This window comes from Caulobacter radicis, from assembly GCF_003094615.1.
Taxonomy (GTDB): domain Bacteria; phylum Pseudomonadota; class Alphaproteobacteria; order Caulobacterales; family Caulobacteraceae; genus Caulobacter; species Caulobacter radicis.
Genome location: NZ_QDKO01000032.1, coordinates 194701 through 212740, shown reverse-complemented (window position 1 = coordinate 212740; position 18040 = coordinate 194701). Strand labels below are relative to the sequence as shown.

22 protein-coding genes are annotated in these 18040 nt (G+C 69.4%); 5 read left to right on the top strand and 17 right to left on the bottom strand.

Features of this window, described 5'->3' with window-relative positions; all coding sequences use genetic code 11:
• Window positions 1–93 precede the first annotated feature (93 nt).
• Complete coding sequence (locus tag DDF62_RS18700) at window positions 94–1647, bottom strand: hypothetical protein (protein WP_133244953.1); 1554 nt, start codon at window positions 1645–1647, stop codon at window positions 94–96.
• Between the two features lie 209 nt (window positions 1648–1856).
• On the opposite strand from DDF62_RS18700, the gene DDF62_RS25720 reads away from it, so the two are divergent.
• On the top strand, window positions 1857–1994 hold the full coding sequence (locus DDF62_RS25720; protein ID WP_165256844.1) for a hypothetical protein: 138 nt from the start codon (window positions 1857–1859) through the stop codon (window positions 1992–1994).
• 16 nt (window positions 1995–2010) lie between these two features.
• Here the strand turns inward: DDF62_RS25720 and DDF62_RS18695 are convergent, their stop codons facing one another.
• Window positions 2011–2391, bottom strand: coding sequence for a hypothetical protein (locus tag DDF62_RS18695; RefSeq protein ID WP_116490488.1), 381 nt, complete (start codon window positions 2389–2391; stop codon window positions 2011–2013).
• Window positions 2392–2523: 132 nt separating this feature from the next.
• A complete protein-coding gene (locus DDF62_RS18690; protein ID WP_116490487.1) occupies window positions 2524–2853 on the bottom strand; it encodes a DUF1491 family protein in 330 nt (109 codons plus the stop codon).
• A 69-nt stretch (window positions 2854–2922) separates the two neighbouring features.
• On the opposite strand from DDF62_RS18690, the gene DDF62_RS18685 reads away from it, so the two are divergent.
• Together DDF62_RS18685 and DDF62_RS18680 are read left to right on the top strand one after the other, a co-directional pair.
• Window positions 2923–3822: a hypothetical protein gene (locus tag DDF62_RS18685; protein WP_341871579.1), complete on the top strand. Its 900-nt coding sequence runs from the start codon at window positions 2923–2925 to the stop codon at window positions 3820–3822.
• A gap of 56 nt (window positions 3823–3878) precedes the next feature.
• Window positions 3879–4622 (top strand): DNA polymerase III subunit epsilon, encoded by a 744-nt coding sequence (locus DDF62_RS18680; protein WP_116490486.1) that lies wholly within the window; start codon window positions 3879–3881, stop codon window positions 4620–4622.
• Between the two features lie 74 nt (window positions 4623–4696).
• Here DDF62_RS18680 and DDF62_RS18675 read toward each other — a convergent pair whose 3' ends face one another.
• On the bottom strand, window positions 4697–5107 hold the full coding sequence (locus DDF62_RS18675; RefSeq protein ID WP_116490485.1) for an MliC family protein: 411 nt from the start codon (window positions 5105–5107) through the stop codon (window positions 4697–4699).
• 66 nt (window positions 5108–5173) lie between these two features.
• Window positions 5174–5488, bottom strand: a complete 315-nt coding sequence (locus tag DDF62_RS18670; protein WP_116490484.1) for a metalloregulator ArsR/SmtB family transcription factor — start codon at window positions 5486–5488, stop codon at window positions 5174–5176.
• 85 nt (window positions 5489–5573) lie between these two features.
• Here DDF62_RS18670 and DDF62_RS18665 point away from each other — a divergent pair, with 85 nt between their 5' ends.
• Together DDF62_RS18665 and DDF62_RS18660 are read left to right on the top strand one after the other, a co-directional pair.
• Entirely contained in the window at window positions 5574–6020 is a 447-nt protein-coding gene (locus tag DDF62_RS18665) for a hypothetical protein (protein ID WP_116490483.1), read from the top strand.
• A complete protein-coding gene (locus DDF62_RS18660) occupies window positions 6017–6556 on the top strand; it encodes a hypothetical protein (RefSeq protein ID WP_116490482.1) in 540 nt (179 codons plus the stop codon). The genes DDF62_RS18665 and DDF62_RS18660 overlap by 4 nt, the downstream gene beginning before the upstream one ends.
• 10 nt (window positions 6557–6566) lie before the next feature.
• On the opposite strand, the gene folP is transcribed toward DDF62_RS18660, so the two are convergent.
• The 12 genes from folP to DDF62_RS18600 form a co-directional block, all read right to left on the bottom strand.
• Window positions 6567–7379, bottom strand: a complete 813-nt coding sequence (gene folP / locus DDF62_RS18655) for a dihydropteroate synthase (protein ID WP_116490481.1) — start codon at window positions 7377–7379, stop codon at window positions 6567–6569.
• 32 nt (window positions 7380–7411) lie between these two features.
• Entirely contained in the window at window positions 7412–7891 is a 480-nt protein-coding gene (locus tag DDF62_RS18650) for a YbjN domain-containing protein (RefSeq protein WP_101720144.1), read from the bottom strand.
• Window positions 7892–7926: 35 nt separating this feature from the next.
• Window positions 7927–8928 (bottom strand): alpha/beta fold hydrolase, encoded by a 1002-nt coding sequence (locus DDF62_RS18645; RefSeq protein WP_116490480.1) that lies wholly within the window; start codon window positions 8926–8928, stop codon window positions 7927–7929.
• A gap of 80 nt (window positions 8929–9008) precedes the next feature.
• Complete coding sequence (ftsH, locus tag DDF62_RS18640) at window positions 9009–10889, bottom strand: ATP-dependent zinc metalloprotease FtsH (protein ID WP_101720146.1); 1881 nt, start codon at window positions 10887–10889, stop codon at window positions 9009–9011.
• Window positions 10890–10965: 76 nt separating this feature from the next.
• On the bottom strand, window positions 10966–12177 hold the full coding sequence (tilS, locus tag DDF62_RS18635; RefSeq protein WP_116490672.1) for a tRNA lysidine(34) synthetase TilS: 1212 nt from the start codon (window positions 12175–12177) through the stop codon (window positions 10966–10968).
• On the bottom strand, window positions 12174–13028 hold the full coding sequence (gene ybgF, locus DDF62_RS18630) for a tol-pal system protein YbgF (RefSeq protein WP_116490479.1): 855 nt from the start codon (window positions 13026–13028) through the stop codon (window positions 12174–12176). The genes tilS and ybgF overlap by 4 nt, the downstream gene beginning before the upstream one ends.
• 109 nt (window positions 13029–13137) lie before the next feature.
• The gene (gene pal / locus DDF62_RS18625) at window positions 13138–13710 is read right to left on the bottom strand and encodes a peptidoglycan-associated lipoprotein Pal (RefSeq protein WP_116490478.1); all 573 of its coding nucleotides are present in this window, start codon (window positions 13708–13710) and stop codon (window positions 13138–13140) included.
• Between the two features lie 214 nt (window positions 13711–13924).
• Window positions 13925–15262, bottom strand: coding sequence for a Tol-Pal system beta propeller repeat protein TolB (gene tolB / locus DDF62_RS18620; RefSeq protein ID WP_341871578.1), 1338 nt, complete (start codon window positions 15260–15262; stop codon window positions 13925–13927).
• Window positions 15263–15308: 46 nt separating this feature from the next.
• Complete coding sequence (locus DDF62_RS18615; RefSeq protein ID WP_116490477.1) at window positions 15309–16175, bottom strand: energy transducer TonB; 867 nt, start codon at window positions 16173–16175, stop codon at window positions 15309–15311.
• A 16-nt stretch (window positions 16176–16191) separates the two neighbouring features.
• Window positions 16192–16716, bottom strand: coding sequence for an ExbD/TolR family protein (locus DDF62_RS18610; protein ID WP_116490476.1), 525 nt, complete (start codon window positions 16714–16716; stop codon window positions 16192–16194).
• Between the two features lie 4 nt (window positions 16717–16720).
• Window positions 16721–17419 (bottom strand): protein TolQ, encoded by a 699-nt coding sequence (gene tolQ / locus DDF62_RS18605; protein ID WP_101720150.1) that lies wholly within the window; start codon window positions 17417–17419, stop codon window positions 16721–16723.
• A gap of 146 nt (window positions 17420–17565) precedes the next feature.
• Window positions 17566–18018, bottom strand: coding sequence for a YbgC/FadM family acyl-CoA thioesterase (locus DDF62_RS18600; RefSeq protein WP_116490475.1), 453 nt, complete (start codon window positions 18016–18018; stop codon window positions 17566–17568).
• Window positions 18019–18040 lie beyond the last annotated feature (22 nt).

Below are 18040 nucleotides of genomic sequence, written 5' to 3'. Positions count from 1 at the left end.
GACCGACCCCAAAAGCCCGCGACACCACGCTCGCCCCCACGCAATTTAACGTTGAGCCTTGCCGCACATCGCGATGCGGGGCAAGGCCCAGCTTCAGGCCGCCGTCTTCTTCGCGGCCGCCTTGGCCTCCAGCTCCTGGAGGAACTGCGCAGCCCGCTCATTGCGACGGCCGTGCGGGTCGTTGACCAGCGGCTTCAGCAGGAAGGCCGCATGGCCGTACTCCCCGCGCATGGCCAGCGCCTGGACGGTCTCCAGCGTCACCTCCGAGACCTGCGGCGCCAGCTCGTTGGCCAGCAGCAGCGCCTCCATGACGTTGTCGCTGGGATAGCCGGGAGCGGTCTTGCGGCTGCGGGCGTAGGCCAGCAGGATCTGGTAGCGGTTGGAGTCGACCTGGAAGGCCTTGGCCAGCACCGCGCCGGCCGCCTTGTTGAGAGCCGCGGCGTCGTCGGGGTTCTTGTCGGCCTTGGCCAGCAGGCCCAGCGCCTTGTACTCCAGCGCCAGCAGGTCGGCCGGATCGGCGGCCAGGCGGCGGTCGAGGATCGCCATGCCGGCCTCCGGATCACCGGCCAGCTGCTCGGCCCGCGCCAGGGTCAGGTCGGCATAGGCGTCGCCCGGATAGCGGGCGGCGATCTTGCGGATCTCGCCGACGAAGGCCGGGCCGTCCTGCTCGAAGTCGTCCCGCGCCATGCGCACGCGGCGCAGGACGAGATCGTCGGCCGAGGCCGGCAGGCGCGTCACCGTGATCGGAACCTCGCGCTTGCGCTTGCGGTTGTAGCCCTGCAGCGGCAGCTGACCCCGGGTGTATTCGCGCAGGGCCTTGGTCAGCCCGTCCAGGGTCATGCCCGTGGCCTTCTCCATAGCTTCGACCGAGCCCTGCCCATCGCCGACCGCTCGGATATAGACCTCCAGCTGCGCCTTCCGCTTCTTGTCGCTCATGAAGTAGTGGGTCAGCAGCCAGGCCTGGGGATAGTAGTTCTTGCCCCGCTCCGTCGGCAGTTCGCTCGAGCGCTTGGTCAGCAGGTCTTCCAGCGGCAGCCAGGCCGCGTTCATCAGCCACTCGCCGCGGTTGGCGTTGATCTTGCCGACGATGATCTGGTCGCCGTCGAACAGCGTGGTGGCGACATATTCGGCGTAGCCCTCCACCAGCCACGGGGCGTAGGCGAAGGTGAGGTTGCGGCGCATGAAGTGGTGCGCGTACTCGTGCATCGTGATGTCGTTGCCGTCCTCGTCCTGGCTGGCCACCCGGCGCGGCCTCAAGGCGATGCAGACCACGTCGAGCGGCGTGGCCACGTAGTAGCCGGCCCAGTTCTCGTCGGCGCCGGGATAGGTGATCCGCAGCTCGGCCTTGCTGTCGATCAGGTGGACGTCGAGCTTGCGGTCGGCGGCCTTGTCCAGCGGCAGGCCGTGCATGAAGCGCAGCGTCATGTCGAAGTCTTCGAGCATCAGCGCGTAGGCGCGCAGCTGGCGCTCGTCGCCGGCGCTGTAGACGTTGAAATTGGCCGACGAGGCGACCATCCATCGCCCTTCGGCCGGCGCCGCGCGGCCCTGTCCCGCGCCCGCCGCCCACAGCAGGGGCGAAAGCGCCGCCCCCAGCACCATGGCCCGCCGCGTCGGCGCCCCCGCCGATCGCCCGTCCCGTTCACTCATCTGATCAAGCCCCCGATACTGGCTCCGAGCCTAGCGAGAGCGGTCGAGCCCTGGCAACCCAGGGAGGTCGCCCCGACGGGCGAAAATGCTCCGACGCCCGACGAACAGGCGTTCGAAAAGACCCTATTCAACTTGGGGAATTGGAGTCATGCTCACCTTGTCGCCGACGTTCGGCCCCCGAGAGCCGTCGGGGCGACGGAGGAAACGACATGGCTCTGGCCGAAGACCCTCGCGATCACATCCGTCGTCGTCCCCTGGGACAGAGCGCGCTCTGCCTGGGCACGGTGCTGGCCGGATTGGTGGTGATAGCCCTCGTCCTGAACATCGTGGCCGGCCTGCTGATGTAGCGGGCCGCCGTCGACGTCAGGCCGCCAGCCGACGCCAGACCTGGCGATCGGCCTCGAGATTGGTCAGTTGGCCGGCCTTCTGACGCTGATGCAGCGCGCCCATGACCTCCAGGCCGATCTGGGCGTAGCGCACCTGCACCTGCTCGATCAGGCAGCCGCGCGCCGGCGCGACGAACAGCGCCGCGTTGATCTCCGGGGCCTTGGCGATGATCAGGGCCGCCAGGCGCTTGGCCTTTTCCAGCTGCTTGTGGTGCAGCAGCGGCTCCTCGGCATAGAGCTCCTTGCCCAGCTCGGCGACGAAGTTCAGCGACAGGGCCGCGAAACGGTCGCGCGTCATCGGCGGCGACAGTTCGGCGGCGTCCAGGCTGAGCACGACGTCGTTCATCAAAAAGAGCATGGGCGGATGACGGGGGCTGCTTTGGAGACCTGCGACATCCTGACGCGCTCTACTTTCGGTCTGGTTTAGCGGCAGGGTTAATGCTGTGGATCGTTGCAGGAACGCCGTGCGGCCTGTCGTCCCGCCCCGTATTCAGCCCTCGACCGCCTCGGTCAGGAAATGGCGGCCCTCGCGATCCTCGATCTCCACCACCCAGACGTCGGGATCGATGCGGGCGGCGCGCTCGGCATAGGCGTCGAGATCCGGCTCGAAGTCCGACTTGGTCGGCTGCATCCACACCCGCTCGCCGTCGCCGCGCGTGGCTTCGCTGTAGAGCCGCACGGTTCCGGCCCTGCGGTCGACCACCTTGACCAGCACCGCGCCCGCCCGGGCGTCGCCCTTGCGCACGACCATGGCGAAGGCTCCGCCCAGCTCGGCGCGGCGGATCAGCGCGCCCACCCAAAGATCCGTCGAAAGAAGCATCGCTAACCGAACCGCAACCAGGAGCGGCTAAGGTCCGCTCGAATATCCTCTCTCGCAGAATACGAGAAAATGGCCACCGTGAAGACCTCCGCCCCGCGAAAGCGGCGCCTGGCGGCGACGTTCGTCGCCACAGCCATGTTCGGCGCGGCCCAGGCGGCGATGGCCACCCCCTCCGACGTCTTCTACGAACGCAGCCTGATGAGCGCCGCCGGCGCGCGCTGCGGCCTGTTCACCCCATCGCTTTCGGGCGCCCTCGACGCCGGCCGGGCCCAGGCGCGGGGCGCGGCCCTGCGCGCCGGCGCCAGCGTCGAGCAACTGGACGGCGTGCAGCAGCGCGCCCACGCCAAGGCCGCCTCCGTGCCCTGCGGCTCCAAGGACCTGACCACCGCCGCCGGCCGCGTGCGCAAGGCCTTCGAGGGCTACGCCCTGCTGCAGCGGATGAACTATCCGGGCGACCGCGCCAGCTGGCAGGCCGACCGCGCCAGCTCGGCGACCATTCCGTTCTGGCGGCTGTCGCAGACGGCCAGCTTCGGCGGCGACCGGCTGCTGTTCGGCCTGGCCGGCCGCAACACCGAACTGCTGGCCGTGGCGACCTTCGCCGACGGGGCGCGCCCCTACACCGCACGGCTGGTCATGCGTGATCCGGCCCGCACCCAAGGTCCCTATCTGAAGGCCCGCAACGGCGGGGGCCTGGCCGACAACGCCGCCCCGCGCGCGGCCAGCCGGGTGTTCGGGGCCGAGACCCGCGACGCCGTTCCCGCCCCCACCCTGCTGCCGACCGGCGCCAAGACCGGCATGAGCTTTCGCTTCCCGCGCGAGGCCGGCGACGTCATCGCCCGGCTCGACCCGCGCGAGGCCATGACGGTGGAGTTCGTCTTCCAGGGCCGCGACGGCCGCGAGACCGTGCGTCGGGCCTATGTCGAGGTCGGCGACTTCGCCGCCGGCCGCGCCTTCCTGCGAGTCAGCTGACAGGTTTGGGCGCCGGGCCGTTTGGCCTCGACGCGGGCTGGGCCCATATTCTTTCGATGACACGCATCCGCGTCATCGACCTCGAGACCGCCGGCAATGGACCGCAGGACGTCTGCGAGATCGGCTGGCAGGACGTCGTCCAGGACCCCGGCGGCCTCTGGCGCGTCGACGACGACCGCGGCGCCCTGCTGGTCAATCCCGGCCGCCCGATCTCGCCGGAAACCATGGCCGTTCACCACATCCTCGACGCCGAGGTGGCCGGCGCGCCGTTCTGGAAGGACGCCGCGCCCGGCGTGCTGAAACCCGAAGGCGGCGTCGCGGCGCTGGCGGCGCATCGGGCCTCGTTCGAGCAGCGCTACTGCACGCCGGCCCTGGCGGGCGGGGCGGCCTGGATCTGCACCTGGAAATGCGCCCTGCGGCTGTGGCCGCACCTGACCAGCTTCTCCAACCAGATGCTGCGCTACCAGCGGATGCCGCTGGGCCTGGTCCACGCGCTGGGCCTGCCGGCCCACCGCGCCCTGCCCGACGCCTATGTCACCGCCCATCACCTGCGCGACATGCTGAGCGAGGCCTCGCTGGAGCAACTGCTGGCCTGGAGCGCCGAGCCGGGCCTGCTGCCCCGCGCGCCCAGGGGCCCCGAGCGCGGCAAGGCCTGGCCCCTGGTCGGCGACGAGGCGCTGCGCCTCCTGGCCCAGGACCGCGACCCCGACGTGCGCTTCAGCGCCGAGACCGAGTTGCGGCGTCGGGGGGAGGCGTCGCCGGCGGAGACGGTGGAACCCGCGCAGCGAACGTTGCTCTAGGGTGGGCGCAGCCGAGGCGAAGGGCCTTTCCCACTTCCCTCCCCCTTGATGGGGGAGGGGAGAGAGAACCGTCCCTACTTTCCCGCATCCGACGGGGCCATGCATTCGACCGGCTTGGCGCTGGCGACGTCTTCGCCGTCCTTGAGCGGCGCGACCATCCCTTCGGTCATGCCCTTGGTCCACCATTGCAGGCCCTCGCCCACATAGCGCGCGCCGCTGGCCGACATGGCCACGCTTAGGGTGCGGGTCTTGTCGCCGTATTCGACCACGGCGGTCTTGTCGTCGGGATAGGTCGCCTTCAGCACGCTGCCGTCGGCGCAGGCATAGACGATCTGCTTGGGCTCCGCGGCGGCGGGCGCGGCCGGCGGCGCCGGGCTCTGGGCCAGGTTGTCTGGCGTCGGCGCGGGCTTGGGCGCCTCGGTCTTCTTCTCGCAGGCGGCCAGGGCCAGGACGGCCAGGCCGGCGACGAACAACGGACGGATCATTGGCGGACTCCCCGAAAGCGAAGGTTCAAGGAGCCTATAACGTCGGCTGGCCGACGTCGTTGCCGATCACTCGCCGTCGCGCTCGGTCTTAAGGCGCGCGCTCTCGGCCTTCAGCGGCCGGGAGACGGGGCAGACCTCCTGCACGAACTCGGTCAGCGTGTTGACCAGGCTGTCGCGCACCAGGCTGTAGTGCACGAACTGTCCGCGCTTATCGCTGCTGACCAGGCCCGCCGCCTCCAGGATCGACAGGTGCTGCGAGACCGCCGGCTTGGAGATCTCGAAGCGCGAGGCGATCTCACCCGCCGTCAGGTCGGCATGGGCCAGATAGGCCAGGATCTTGCGCCGGACCGTCGACGACAGGGCTTCGAACACGCGTTGCATGGGAGGGTATTTAAGCCGTTCGCTAACCACTTGCAAATTAGTGATGAGGTATTTAAGGAACAACTTATCAACAAAGGGACCCGTCATGCGGCGTTTCGAAACTCATCCCGGCCGGATCATCAGCGCCCTGTTCGTTGGCGGCCTGGTGGGCGCGATGCTGACCAGCGCGGCCGTGGCCTTGATCGGCGCCATCCCAATCCTGGCCGAGGGCCAGTTCTCCGCCATCGGCCTGGCCTTGGGCTTCGGACTGATGATCGCACCGTGCAGCCTCCTGATCTGGATGGTGGGGCTTCTCGCGGTCGGCGGACCGTTCTGGGCGGTGTTGCACTTTCTCGACGTCCGTTCGCCTCTGGCCGGAGCCGCCCTCGGCGCGACGCTGACCTTCGCCGCCGTGGCCGCTCTGTCGCTGTACGTGACAGGGGTCGATGGGCGTTCCTCGTCCCTGCCCTGGCTCATCGCCGCCGGCATGGCGGCCATCGGCGCCGTGGTGGGCAGGCTCGTGGCGCGCGCCGCCTATGAAGGCGTGCGATGAGGCGCATCCTCATAGTCGCCGCCCTGTTGTTCACTTCGGCCTGCGTCCCCGTCGAGCAGCCCGCCAAGCCTCGAACGGTCGTCGCGATCGAAGTCCCGCTGAAGAGCCGGCAGGACCACGACGACCTCCTGGCCATGCTCCACCGTCATGCGGCCGCCGACGGGCAGGACGGCATACATGTCGATGATGCGACCAAAGCATGGGTCGACTTCCTGCCCCACACCGAAGCCATTGCGCCGGAGGATCGGGGCACGATCTTTGTCGGCGTCTGGCGCGGTTCGAACGACGACATGCAGGAGATCGGTGTCAGCGACCTGTTTCATCCCGGTCGCGCCTGGCTGACTTTCGCCCGCGGCGAACCGGCGGAGCGCTCGACCCGCCTGCGCGAGGGATTGCTGGCCGAAATTCGCGTTCGCTGGCCCGAGGCCAAGACCCTTCCCGTCATGGAGGGCGTGATCCCGCCGCCCGAACGCCTCGAGGTCGTGGACGGCGCCTACCGGATCATCCCGTCCAGGGCCGCCAACTACGGGCGGTGAATACCGAGGGTCACCCCGCCGCCCCGATCGCCTTCCACACCGCCAGCGCCTGGCTCATCTCACGCACGTCGTGGACGCGCACGGCCTCCACGCCGCAGGCCGCGCCGTGCAGGTGGACGGCCAGCGAGCCGCCCAGGCGGTCGCGGGCGTCCTGGGCGCGCGGGTCGATGGCGGCGATGAAGCGCTTGCGGCTGGCGCCCAGCAGGACGCGATAACCCAGGGCGTTGAAGCGCGGCAGGGCGGCCAGCAGGGCGAGGTTGTGCTCCAGCGTCTTGCCAAAGCCGATGCCGGGATCCAGCCAGATCTTCTCGCGCTCGACGCCCGCGGCCATGGCGGTCAGGGCGCGGGCCAGCAGGAAGGCCTCGACCTCGGCGACCACGTCGTCGTAGCGCGGCTCGTCCTGCATGGTCCCCGGCTCGCCGCGCATGTGCATGAGGATGACCTCGCAGCCCAGCTCGGCGGCGACCTCGGGGGCGTCGGGCGCGAAGCGCAGGGCCGCGACGTCGTTCCAGATGTCGGCCCCGGCCGCGACGGCGGCGCGGGCCACGCCCGGTTTCATGGTGTCGATCGAGATGGCGACGTCGCTCTCGGCGCGGATAGCGCGGATCAGCGGGACGACGCGAGCGATCTCTTCGGTCTCGGAGACCGGATCCGAGCCCGGCCGCGTGCTCTCGCCGCCGATGTCGAGAATAGCCGCGCCGTCGTCGATCAGTTGGCGGGCGTGAGACAGGGCGGCGGCCGGATCGAAGAACCGGCCGCCGTCCGAGAAGCTGTCGGGCGTGACATTGACCACGCCCATGACGCTTGGAACGGCATGGATCATGGGGGCGGGTTTACCCCCGTGATCCGCGGCCGTCACCAGCCGATGAAGGTGGTGAAGTCGTCGATCATCGAGGTCCAGACGCCGAAATCGTCGTCCAGGACGTCGGTGGTGCGGCCGGCGTTGAGGTTGACGTCGTACTGGACGTAGGGGTCGCCATCGTCGTCGATATAGGCCTTCAGGTATCGGTTATCGCGGTTCCACTCGTTGATCTTGCCGGCCGACAGCGGCGTCTTCAGGTCGAAGCCGGCCGAGAACTGGATCGCCTTGCAGCGCGGCTTGGCCGTGCAGTCGTAGAAGTAGATGTCGAAGTTGACCCCGTTGGCGGCGCTCTTGATGTGCGGGTCGCCGGTCTTGTCGGTCAGCAGCTCTGCCTTGTAGCCGGCGTCCTGCAGCCACTTGACCACCTCGGGGCCGGTCATGCCGTCGGCATGGATCGGCTTGGGCGCGGCCAGAGCGACGGCTGGCGACAGCATCACGGCGGCGGCCAGGAGGCCTGGAATCGACGTCTTCATCGATCTTCCCTTTCGTTCAACTTCGAAGGGAAGCTCTACCGGCCTTCGCTCAGGAAGGCCAGGACGGCGGCGTTGAACCGCTCGGTGCGCTCCAGGTGCAGCAGGTGGCCGGCGTCGAAGGCCTCGACCCGGGCGCTCTTCATCGTCGGCGCCAGGGCCTGGGCGCGGGCCAGCACATGGCCGAACTTTGGCTTGTCCTCGGGCCTGGCGTAGCCCTTGCCCGGCGCCGTGCCGTCGCGCTCGCCGGCCAGGATCAGCACAGGAACCGACACCTTCGGCAGGTCCTGCAGATAGGGCTGGTCGCGGATGGCGACGGCGCTGGCGGCGAAGCTGCGGACGTAGCGCGGCCAGTCGCCCGAGCGCTTGAGACCCTCGCGCAGCTCGACATAGGGGGCCATGGCCTCGCGCGGCAGGGTCAGGCCGTAGCTGGTCATCAGCTCGTTCAGATAAGCCTCCGGCCCCTTGGCCTCGTCGTCGGCGACCAGCTTCTCCAGCGGCGTGGACGGCGTATAGAGGCGGTAGTCCTCCAGCCCGACGGGGCCGTACATGACCAGGCGCCCGGTGCGGTCCGGATGAGCCAGGGACCAGCGCACGCCCACATGGTTGCCCATCGAGTGGGCGACGACGTCGACCTTGTCGATCTTCAGGTGGTCCAGCAGGGCGGCGGTGTCCTGCACCATGCGGTCGAAGCGGACGGGCTCGTCGTCGAGCTTGGACGACTTGCCGAACTGGATCTGGTCGGGGGCCACGACCCGGTAGCCGGCGGCGCTCAGCGCCTGGATGGTCGGCGCCCAGTAGCCAGCGGGGAAGTTGCGGCCGTGCAGCAGCAGCACGGTGCGCCCGTTGGCCGGGCCGGTCGGCGCGACGTCCATATAGGCCATGCGCACGGCGTGGCCCCCGTGCTCCAGCGGCAGGAACCCCACGGGATAGGGATAGGCGTAGTTCTCCAGCGCGATCCCGACGGCGACGGGCTCGGCCGCCTTGGCCATGACGGGAAGCGACAGCGCCAGAACGGCGGCGACGAGAGCGGTCTTCATGAGGCCTCCTAACGCGCAAAACAAAAGCCGGACCCGAGGACGGATCCGGCTTTCGCATTATTCGAGTAGGTGATCGACCTTTAAGCGGTGACGCCCGAGGGCGAGACCGGAACCGAGGCGACCGGGCCGGTCGGCTTCTTTTCTTCCGGCTCGTCGCGCTTGGGGGCCACGCCCTTGGTCACGCCGATGATCTCCTCGCCGCTGAGGGTCTCGAACTCCAGCAGGGCTTTCGCCACCGAGTGCAGGTCTTCCAGCTTCTCGGTGAGGATCCGGCGGGCGTCGTCCTCGCCGCCCTTCACCAGGCGACGGACCTCGGCGTCGATCTTGACCATGGTGTCGGGCGAGACGTTCTGGGTGCGCGCGACCGAGTGACCCAGGAACACCTCTTCCTGGTTGTCGCCGTAGGCCACGGTGCCCAGGTCGTCGGAGAAGCCCCAGCGGGTGACCATGTTGCGAGCCAGGTTGGTGGCCGCGCTGATGTCGCTCGACGCGCCCGAGGTGATCTTCTCCTTGCCGAAGATCAGCTCCTCGGCAACGCGGCCGGCCATCATGATGGCCAGACGCGAGGTCATCATGTCGTAGCTCATCGAGTAGCGGTCGCCTTCCGGCAGCTGCATGACCATGCCGAGAGCGCGGCCGCGCGGCACGATGGTGGCCTTGTGCACGGGGTCGGCGACCGGGACGTTGAGGGCCACCAGGGCGTGGCCGCCCTCGTGATAGGCCGTCAGCTTCTTCTCGTCCTCGCTCATGGCCATCGAGCGACGCTCGGCGCCCATCATGACCTTGTCCTTGGCGTACTCGAAGTCGTGCATGGTGACCATGCGACGGTTCTTGCGCGCGGCGGTCAGGGCCGCCTCGTTGACGAGGTTGGCCAGGTCCGCGCCCGAGAAGCCGGGGGTGCCGCGGGCCAGGGTCTTGACGTCGACGTCGGCGGCCAGCGGCACGTTCTTCATGTGCACGCGCAGGATCTTCTCGCGGCCGGCGACGTCGGGGTTGGGCACCACGACCTGGCGGTCGAAGCGGCCCGGACGCAGCAGCGCGGGGTCCAGCACGTCGGGACGGTTGGTGGCGGCGATCAGGATGATGCCTTCGTTGGCCTCGAAGCCGTCCATCTCGACCAGCAGCTGGTTGAGGGTCTGCTCGCGTTCGTCGTTGCCGCCGCCCAGGCCGGCGCCGCGGTGGCGACCGACGGCGTCGATTTCGTCGATGAAGATGATGCAGGGGGCGTTCTTCTTGGCCTGCTCGAACATGTCGCGCACGCGGCTGGCGCCGACGCCGACGAACATCTCGACGAAGTCCGAACCGGAGATGGTGAAGAACGGCACGCCGGCCTCACCCGCCACGGCGCGGGCGATCAGGGTCTTACCCGTACCGGGAGGACCGACCAGCAGGGCGCCCTTGGGGATCTTGCCGCCCAGGCGCTGGAACTTGGCCGGGTCCTTCAGGAAGTCGACGACCTCCTGCAGTTCTTCCTTGGCCTCGTCCACGCCGGCGACGTCGTCGAACAGCACGCGGTTCTTGTTCTCGGTCAGCAGGCGGGCCTTGGACTTGCCAAAGCCCATCGCGCCCTTCGTGCCGCCCTGCATCTGGCGCATGAAGAAGATCCACACGCCGATCAGCAGCAGGATCGGCAGCATGTTCAGGAACAGGTTGACCAGGCTGAAGCGGCCGCCGTCCTGGATCTTGATCTCGGCGTTGCGCGCTTCCAGGCGCTTGATCAGGTCTTCGCTGTTGGGCGGGGCGTTGACGGTGTAGGTCGTCTTGCCGTCGGGCGAGGCGATCTTGACCTGCTGCCCGTTGATCTCGGCGGACTTCACCTGCCCGGCGTCGATGTTCTTGAGCAGCTGCGAGTAGCTGACCTCGCCGGCGCGCCCCGTGGGACCGCCGCGCTGCAAGACGCTGTAGGCCATGATGAGGACGAAAACGACCCCAAGCCAGATGGCGACATTCCTCAGATTCATACGCGTCGTCTTCCCAAAGATAGCGCTCGTCGACCCAAGATAGGACGGCGGACGGCTTTTCGCCACGCGCGCGATGTCATGTAGCGGGTTCTTGATCGATCAGGCCGGTCGCGGCCTCGAACCTTTCCCGGATCAGCACGCGCGCGCCGATTGTCCCGGCCCCTGCAAGGATCGGGCTAGAAACCATGCCGACGGCGTCGACGGCGGCCGGCAGGACGGGGCGGACGGCGGCGGGAAACCCTTTCAGGGCCTGGCTTTCATCCGCCGGCAGACGGCTCGCCAGGCCGCCGAGCGGCCGGATCGTCGTTGATGCGGAAGGCGTGGTGATCTCGTACCGGCCGTCCCAGACGCCGGTCTCGCCGGCGGCCAGGACCAGCGGCGAAAGGCCGCTGCGGCCGCCCTCCCCCGCCTCGCGCACGAACAGCGCGCCGGCCGCGTCGGCCATGATCCGGGCGCCGGCCAGGGTGGCGACGAAAGTCTCGCCCGAGCGCAGCCGCGCGACCAGCCGCTCCAGCCGCTCGCCGCGCGGCGGGGTGACGGTGCCGGCCGCGCACAGGCAGGCGGCGGCGACCTGGGCGGCCGAGGCGTCGCGCGGCAGGCGCAGGGCGTGCTCGCCCTCGATCGCGGCCGGCGGGACGGGATCCGGCGAAAGCGGCGGGATGACCGGATGCTCCCCGGACAAGGCGGCGCGGGCCCGGGCGCGGGCGAAGCGGGCGTCGGCGTTGGCGGGATCCTCCAGCCAGGTCTCGCCTCGCTCGGACAGCCAGTCGCGCAGGGCCTGGCGTCGGGCCTCCAGCAGCGGCCGCAGGACGAAGACGCCGCGCCCGTCCGGCCAGGCCGGCGACGGGGCCCATTGCCGGGGATCGGAGGTGGTCGAACCCTCGCCCCGCATCCGCGCGGCCTCCAGGCGATCGTCTGCTGTGTGGCCCAGCAGCAGGACGCGGGCGCCGGCCTGCCGGGCCGCATTGGCCAGCAGGGCGTGGCGGGCGGCGCGGGCGGCGGCCTGCACGCCCGTGGACGGCTTGTCGCCGATCCAGTGCAGCGCCTGGGCTTGCGCGCCGAGAGCGCGGGCCTTGGCCACGGCGTCGGCGGTCCAGCCGGCGCTGGCGGGGTTGAGGCCGTGGTCAACGGTCAGGGCCAGGACCGGCCGCCCGCGGGACGCGGCCCAGTCCAGGGTCAGGCGCAGCAGGGCCAGGCTGTCGCCGCCGCCGGAAAAGCCGACGGCCAGGGGCGTGGTCGCCCCTGGCCGCAGTCGCCGTTTCAGGACGGCCTGGACGTCTTGCGTCAGGCCGCGCACTTGGCCTGGGTGCGCGTGCTCTTGGCCTTGCTGACCACGTCGGCGGGCGCCTTCGGGTAACGCTTGGCCAGTTCGTCGAGCGTGCGGCAGGCGTCGGCGGGCTTCTTCAGCGCCACCAGCGACCGCGACAGCTTCAGCACCGCGTTGGGGGCCCAGCTGGTCTGCGGCCAGCCGCGCACCGCGCCCAGATAGGAGCCCGCCGCGTCGCCATAGGCCTCACGGACGAACTGGGTCTCGCCCAGCCAGTAGCGGGCCTCGGGCGCCTTGGCGTCGTCGGGATAGGCGTCGACGAAGCCGCCGAAGGCGTTCTCGGCGCCGGCATAGTCGCCGTCCAGCAGCAGCTGGCGGGCCTGCTTGAAGGCCGTGGCCGGATCGGCGGCGGCGGCCGGCGGCGCGGCGACCTGCGCGGCGGCGGCGTTGGCGGCGGCCGTCTCCAGCGTCGTGATCTTGCCCTCGAGCGCGGCCAGGCGCTGCTCCAGCTGGTCGGCGCGGGCCTTCTGGGCCTCACCGCCGCGACGGGCCTGGTCGATGTCGTGGGTCAGGACCTCGTTCTGGCCGTTCATCTTCTGGATGGTCTGCTCCAGGTCGGAGATCCGCTCGTTGAGGGCGGCGATCTGGGCGTCGGTCTCGGCGGTCTGGACCACGACCGGCTTACCGGTGTCGCGTCCCTGGAAGACGATCGCCCGCAGCTCGCGCACGACCTTCTCCATCTTTTCGATGCGCTTGGCCGAACGGTCGTCCAGCGGATCGGGCATCGGCGTCTGGGCCAGGGCCGGCGCGGCGGCGGCGAGGGCCAAGGCGACCGGCAGAACGGAGGCGAGGAGCGCGGTTTTCAGCTTCATGTCGACGATTATGCCCCGGTTGCGGACAAAAGTGCGGCCAGAAACGCGGCCAGAAAAAAGGCCCCCCTCCGCTAGGAGGAGGGCCTTCGTTCAGATCAGGCGATGAGCCTTAGCGCGCGCCCTCGGTGATGGCGGTGCGGGCGTTACGGTTCTTGGCCCACGCGTCTTCGGTGGTGCCCGGATCCAGCGGACGCTCCTTGCCGAACGAGATCGTCTCGATGCGCGAGGCGGCGACGCCTTGGCCGATCAGGAACTCACGGACGGCGTTGGCGCGGCGGGCGCCCAGGGCCAGGTTGTATTCGCGGGTGCCGCGTTCGTCGGCGTTGCCTTCGATGCGGACGCGGACGGCCGAGTAGCGGGCCAGCCACTGGGCCTGGCCGGCCAGCACCGGCTGGGCGTCGGCGCGGACCGAATACTCGTCGGTGTCGAAGTAGACGCGGTCGCCGACGTTGACGACGAAGTCCTGCACGGTGCCCGGCAGCGGGCCCGTCGGCTGGGCGTCCGGGGTCGGCGGCGGGGTGTAGGGGCGGGTCGGTTCGGCCGGTTGCTGCGGAGCCGGCGGGGTTTCGACCGGGCCAGCGGGCTTCGGGCGCGTACAGGCGGCCACCGAAGCGACGGCCAGACCGATCAGCGCCAGTCGGGCGGCGCTCTTGATGTCGAAGCTCATCCAGTATCTCCTCAAGTCTAGGTACGGCCTGGGTTCAAAACTCTTACCGGCGCTGCTCTTGCTCCGCCCCGCAAAAACGTTCCCTGGACCTCACAATGGCGTCAGTTGGACGCTGCTCCACCTCGTTTCACCTGTCGGGTGAACGACGGATGAACAGCCACGCTCCAACGCGCCGAGCCTGTGGAAAGTTGCGAAACCTTCTTGTTCCGCGGCTTTCCACGCCCGGAAATCAGTCCAGCAGCGGCGACCAGGCCGGATCCGAGGCCGCGCCAGGATAGGCGGCGGGACGCAGGATTCGACCGGTGATGTCGACGGTCCAGAGGCGCGGATTGCCCGCCGAGCTCTCGCGGAAGAACATCAGCACCCGCCCGTTGGGGGCCCAGGTCGGGCCCTCGTCGAGATAGCTGGTGGTGAGCAGGCGCTCGTCGCCGCCGTCGGTGCGCATGACGCCGATGTGGAACTGGCCGCCGGTCTGCTTGGTGAAGGCGATGTAGTCGCCGCGCGGGCTCCAGACAGGCGTCGTGTAGCGGCCGCCGCCGTAGGAGATGCGGCGCACGCCCGAACCGTCGGCGTTCATGACGTAGAGCTGGGCCTGGCCGCCGCGGTCGGAGTTGAAGACGATCTTGCTGCCGTCCGGCGAGAACGACGGCGAGGTGTCGATGGCCGGGTCGGTGGTGATGCGGGTCGACTGGCGGGTGCGCAGGTCGAGCACGTAGATGTCGCTGTTGCCGCCCTTCTCGACCGAGAAGGCCACCTTCTTGCCGTCGGGCGAGAAGCGCGGGGCGAACACCATGCCGGGGAAGCGGCCGACCGTTTCCTGGCGGTTGGTCTGCAGGTTCAGCAGGTAGATGCTCGACCCCGTCGGCCGCAGGGCCATGTAGGTCAGCTCCTGGCTGGTGGCCGAGAAGCGCGGGGTCATCACGATCGACGAGCCGTCGGTGATGAACTGCGGGTTGGCGCCGTCCTGGTCCATGATGCCCAGGCGCTTGACGCGATTGAGCTTGGGGCCGCTCTCGGCGACGAAGGCCACGCGGGTGTCGAAATAGCCCTTTTCGCCGGTCAGGCGCTCATAGACCGCGTCGCTGATCTTGTGGGCCACGCGGCGCCAGTTCTCGGCCGTCGAGGTGAACTGCAGGCCCAGCAGCTGCTGCTGGCTGAAGGTGTCCCACAGGCGGAAGTCGACGCGCAGCGAGCCGTCGGCGCCGACCGTCACCTGGCCGTTGATCAGCGCCTGGGCGCCGGTGCCCTGCCAGTCGGGAAAGCGCGGCTGGATGTTCACGTCGGTCAGCTTGTCGGGAACGCCGGCCACGTTCAGCGGCTGGAACAAGCCCGAGCGCTCGAGATTGCCGCTGATGACCTGGGCGATGTCGGCGCCGCGCTGGGCGCCGGCGAAGGCCGGGATCGCCACGGGCATCGGCTTGACCGCGCCCTTGTCGATGTCGATCTCGATCTGGGCCGCGGCCACGCCCGGCAGGGCCGCCGCGAACGCGCCGCCCGTCAGGGCGAGGGTCACGGCGAGGAGCGGCGTGGCGAGGGTCCGCTTGGCGCGGGCGCTCTTGGCGATCATCGTCGGGCTTCCTTCCATTCTTCTCTTTGCGGCGTCCCTGGAACGCCTAACGCGCGGCGCAGGCGTCGCGCGCCTTGAAGTTCAGATTGAGCTGAGTGTTGTAGTAGTCGGGCGGCAGGCCTTCGAACGGCGCGGACTGGAAGACGGCGCGGATCGCGCGCTCGGCCTCGGTCTTGACAATCGCGTCGCTCGAATTCTCGGCCCCGCCGGCCGTGACCTGGCCGGAGACCCGGCCGTTGCTGGCCAGCTTGAAGCTGAGCTTGATCTGCATCGAACCGCCGCCCACGACCTCGCAGTTGGGGTTCCAGCGCCGCTGGATCTCGTCCTTCATGCCGCTGATCGCCGCCGCTTGCATGGCCGTCATCTGGCCCGCGCCAGGACGGGCCTGGGTGGCGGTCTCGGGACGGTTCGTCTGACCCTTGGGCGCCGACGAAGCGGGCTTGCCGGCCGGCTTGGCGGTCTTCGACAGCGTCTTTTCCAGCGACGAGAAGAAGTCGGGCTCGGGCTTGGCCGGGGTCGGCTTCGGCGTCGGCTTGGGCTGCGGCTGCTGCGGCTTGGGCGTCGGGGTCGACGCCGGCTTGGGCGGCGGCGTCGGCTGCGGCCTGGGCGTCGGCGCGGGCTGCGGCTTGGGCGGCGCGGGCTGAGGCTGCGGCGCGGGCGTCGGGGCCGGCGGCTCGGGCGTGGCGTCGGGAACCGGCTCGATGGTCTCGGCCGGTTGCTCGACAGGATCCTCGATGGCCGGACGCACGTTGGTCGGCCCCTCGGTGACGATGGTCACCGGCACGCTCTCGCCGATGACGATCTTCTTGGACGTCTTCCACGGCCAACCGATCATCACCGCCGCCACCACCGCGGCGTGGAGGGCGACCGAGCCCAGAAGGGCCGGAGACAGCTTGTTGCGTTCTTCCCGCATCAGGCTTGGCTATTCCCTACTGGGCCGGACGCAGGTCGCCGCCGCCGCCGACCGGCTGGGCGTCCTGCGGGGCGGCGCCCGACGACGGGCCGCCGGTGTCGGTCAGCAGGTTGATCTTGGTGAAGCCGGCCTTCGACAGGGCCGCCATGACCTGGGCGACCACCTCGTAGGGGGCCTTGCCGTCGGCGCGCACGTAGATCGGCTTGTCGGCGGCGTCGCCGGCCTTGGCCGAGACGATCGAGGCGAACTCGGTGAACGGCGCCTGGTCCTCGCCGATGAACACCGCGCCGTCGTGGCGGACCGACACGGTGATCGGCTCCTGCTCGTTCTTCAGCGCGCCGGCCTCGGTCTTGGGCAGTTCCAGTTCCACGCCCGAGGTCAGCAGCGGGGCGCTGATCATGAAGATGATCAGCAGCACCAGCATGACGTCGACCAGCGGAGTGACGTTGATCTCGGACAGGGCCCCCTTGCCGCGCCGGCGGCGACGGCGGCCGCGACCGCCGCCCGAGGTGGCGAAGGCGTCGTTTGCGGACATCGCCATGGGGTCAGACCCGCTCGCTCAGGCGACGCTGGATGGCGGTCGACAGGTCGTCGGCGAAGTTCTCCAGGCGGCCGGCGTACTTCGACGCGTCGGTCGAGAACTTGTTGTAGGCGATGTAGGCCGGGATGGCCGCGATCAGGCCGACGGCGGTGGCGAACAGCGCCTCGGCGATGGCCGGAGCCACGACGGTCAGCGAGGTGTTCTTGGCCGCGGCGATGCTCTGGAAGGCGTGCATGATGCCCCAGACGGTGCCGAACAGGCCGATGAACGGCGAGGCGGTGGCGACGATCGCCAGGCTGCCCAGGCCCTCTTCGGCCTTGGCGCTCTCGCGGGCGATCTGGGTGTCGAGCACGCGGTCGATGCGCTGGGACAGCAGGGCCACCTGGCCCTCGCTCTGCACGCCCTTGGTCTTGGCCTCGCGCCATTCCTTCAGGGCGGCTTGCAGCATGCGCGGCAGGGCGTGGCGCGGGTTCGAGCCGGCCTCGCCGGCGACATCCTCAAGCGAACGGCCCGAACCGACCTGCTCCTCGAAGCGATCTGCGGCGCGGTTCAGCGCGGAAAAGCGGAACAGCTTGTCGAGAATGACCGCCCACGAGCCCAGCGAGGCGAGGATCAGACCGATCATCACCAGCTTGACCACCCAGTCGGCGTTCAGGAACAGCGTGATGAAGGAGAAGCTTTCGGGGCTGGCGGCGGCGTCCATGCGGGGTCCTGTTCCGTTCGGGCGTCAGTCTAAAGGTATCGACTCTGCGCCTTACTGCATGAAGCGGCGCAATGTTGAAACTATGACATTGGTTGCAACGGGCCCATTTTTCACGGACCGGCGATTTTTCACTGTGCGACGGGCGATCAGCCCTCTTCAGGCGCCAGCCAGGGAGTCACCTTGGCGGCCATCTCGACCGACGGCTTGCGCGGACGGCCGTCCAGGCTGATGCAGACGGCCTCGACATTGGCCGCGCAAACCAGTTCCTCGCCGCGCGTGATCCACTGGCGGGCCAAGAGGCGCACGCCCTTGATGCGGTTCCAGACCGTGTGCACCACCAGGGCGTCGTCGACTCTTGCGGCGCGCTTGAAGTCCAGCTCCATGCGGGTGATGGCGAAGGCCGTGTCGATCGCCGCCAGCTCGGTGTGCGACACCCCGATCATCCGGAAGAAGTCGCTGCGCCCCCGCTCGAAATAGCGCAGGTAGTTGGCGTGATAGACGATCCCCGAGAAGTCGGTGTCCTCGTAATAGATGCGCACGGGCAGCTGATGCTCGCGGTCGACGAAGACGCCGGCGGTGGGCTGGGGAAGATCGGTCATGACGCGCCTTTGCTCCCCTCTC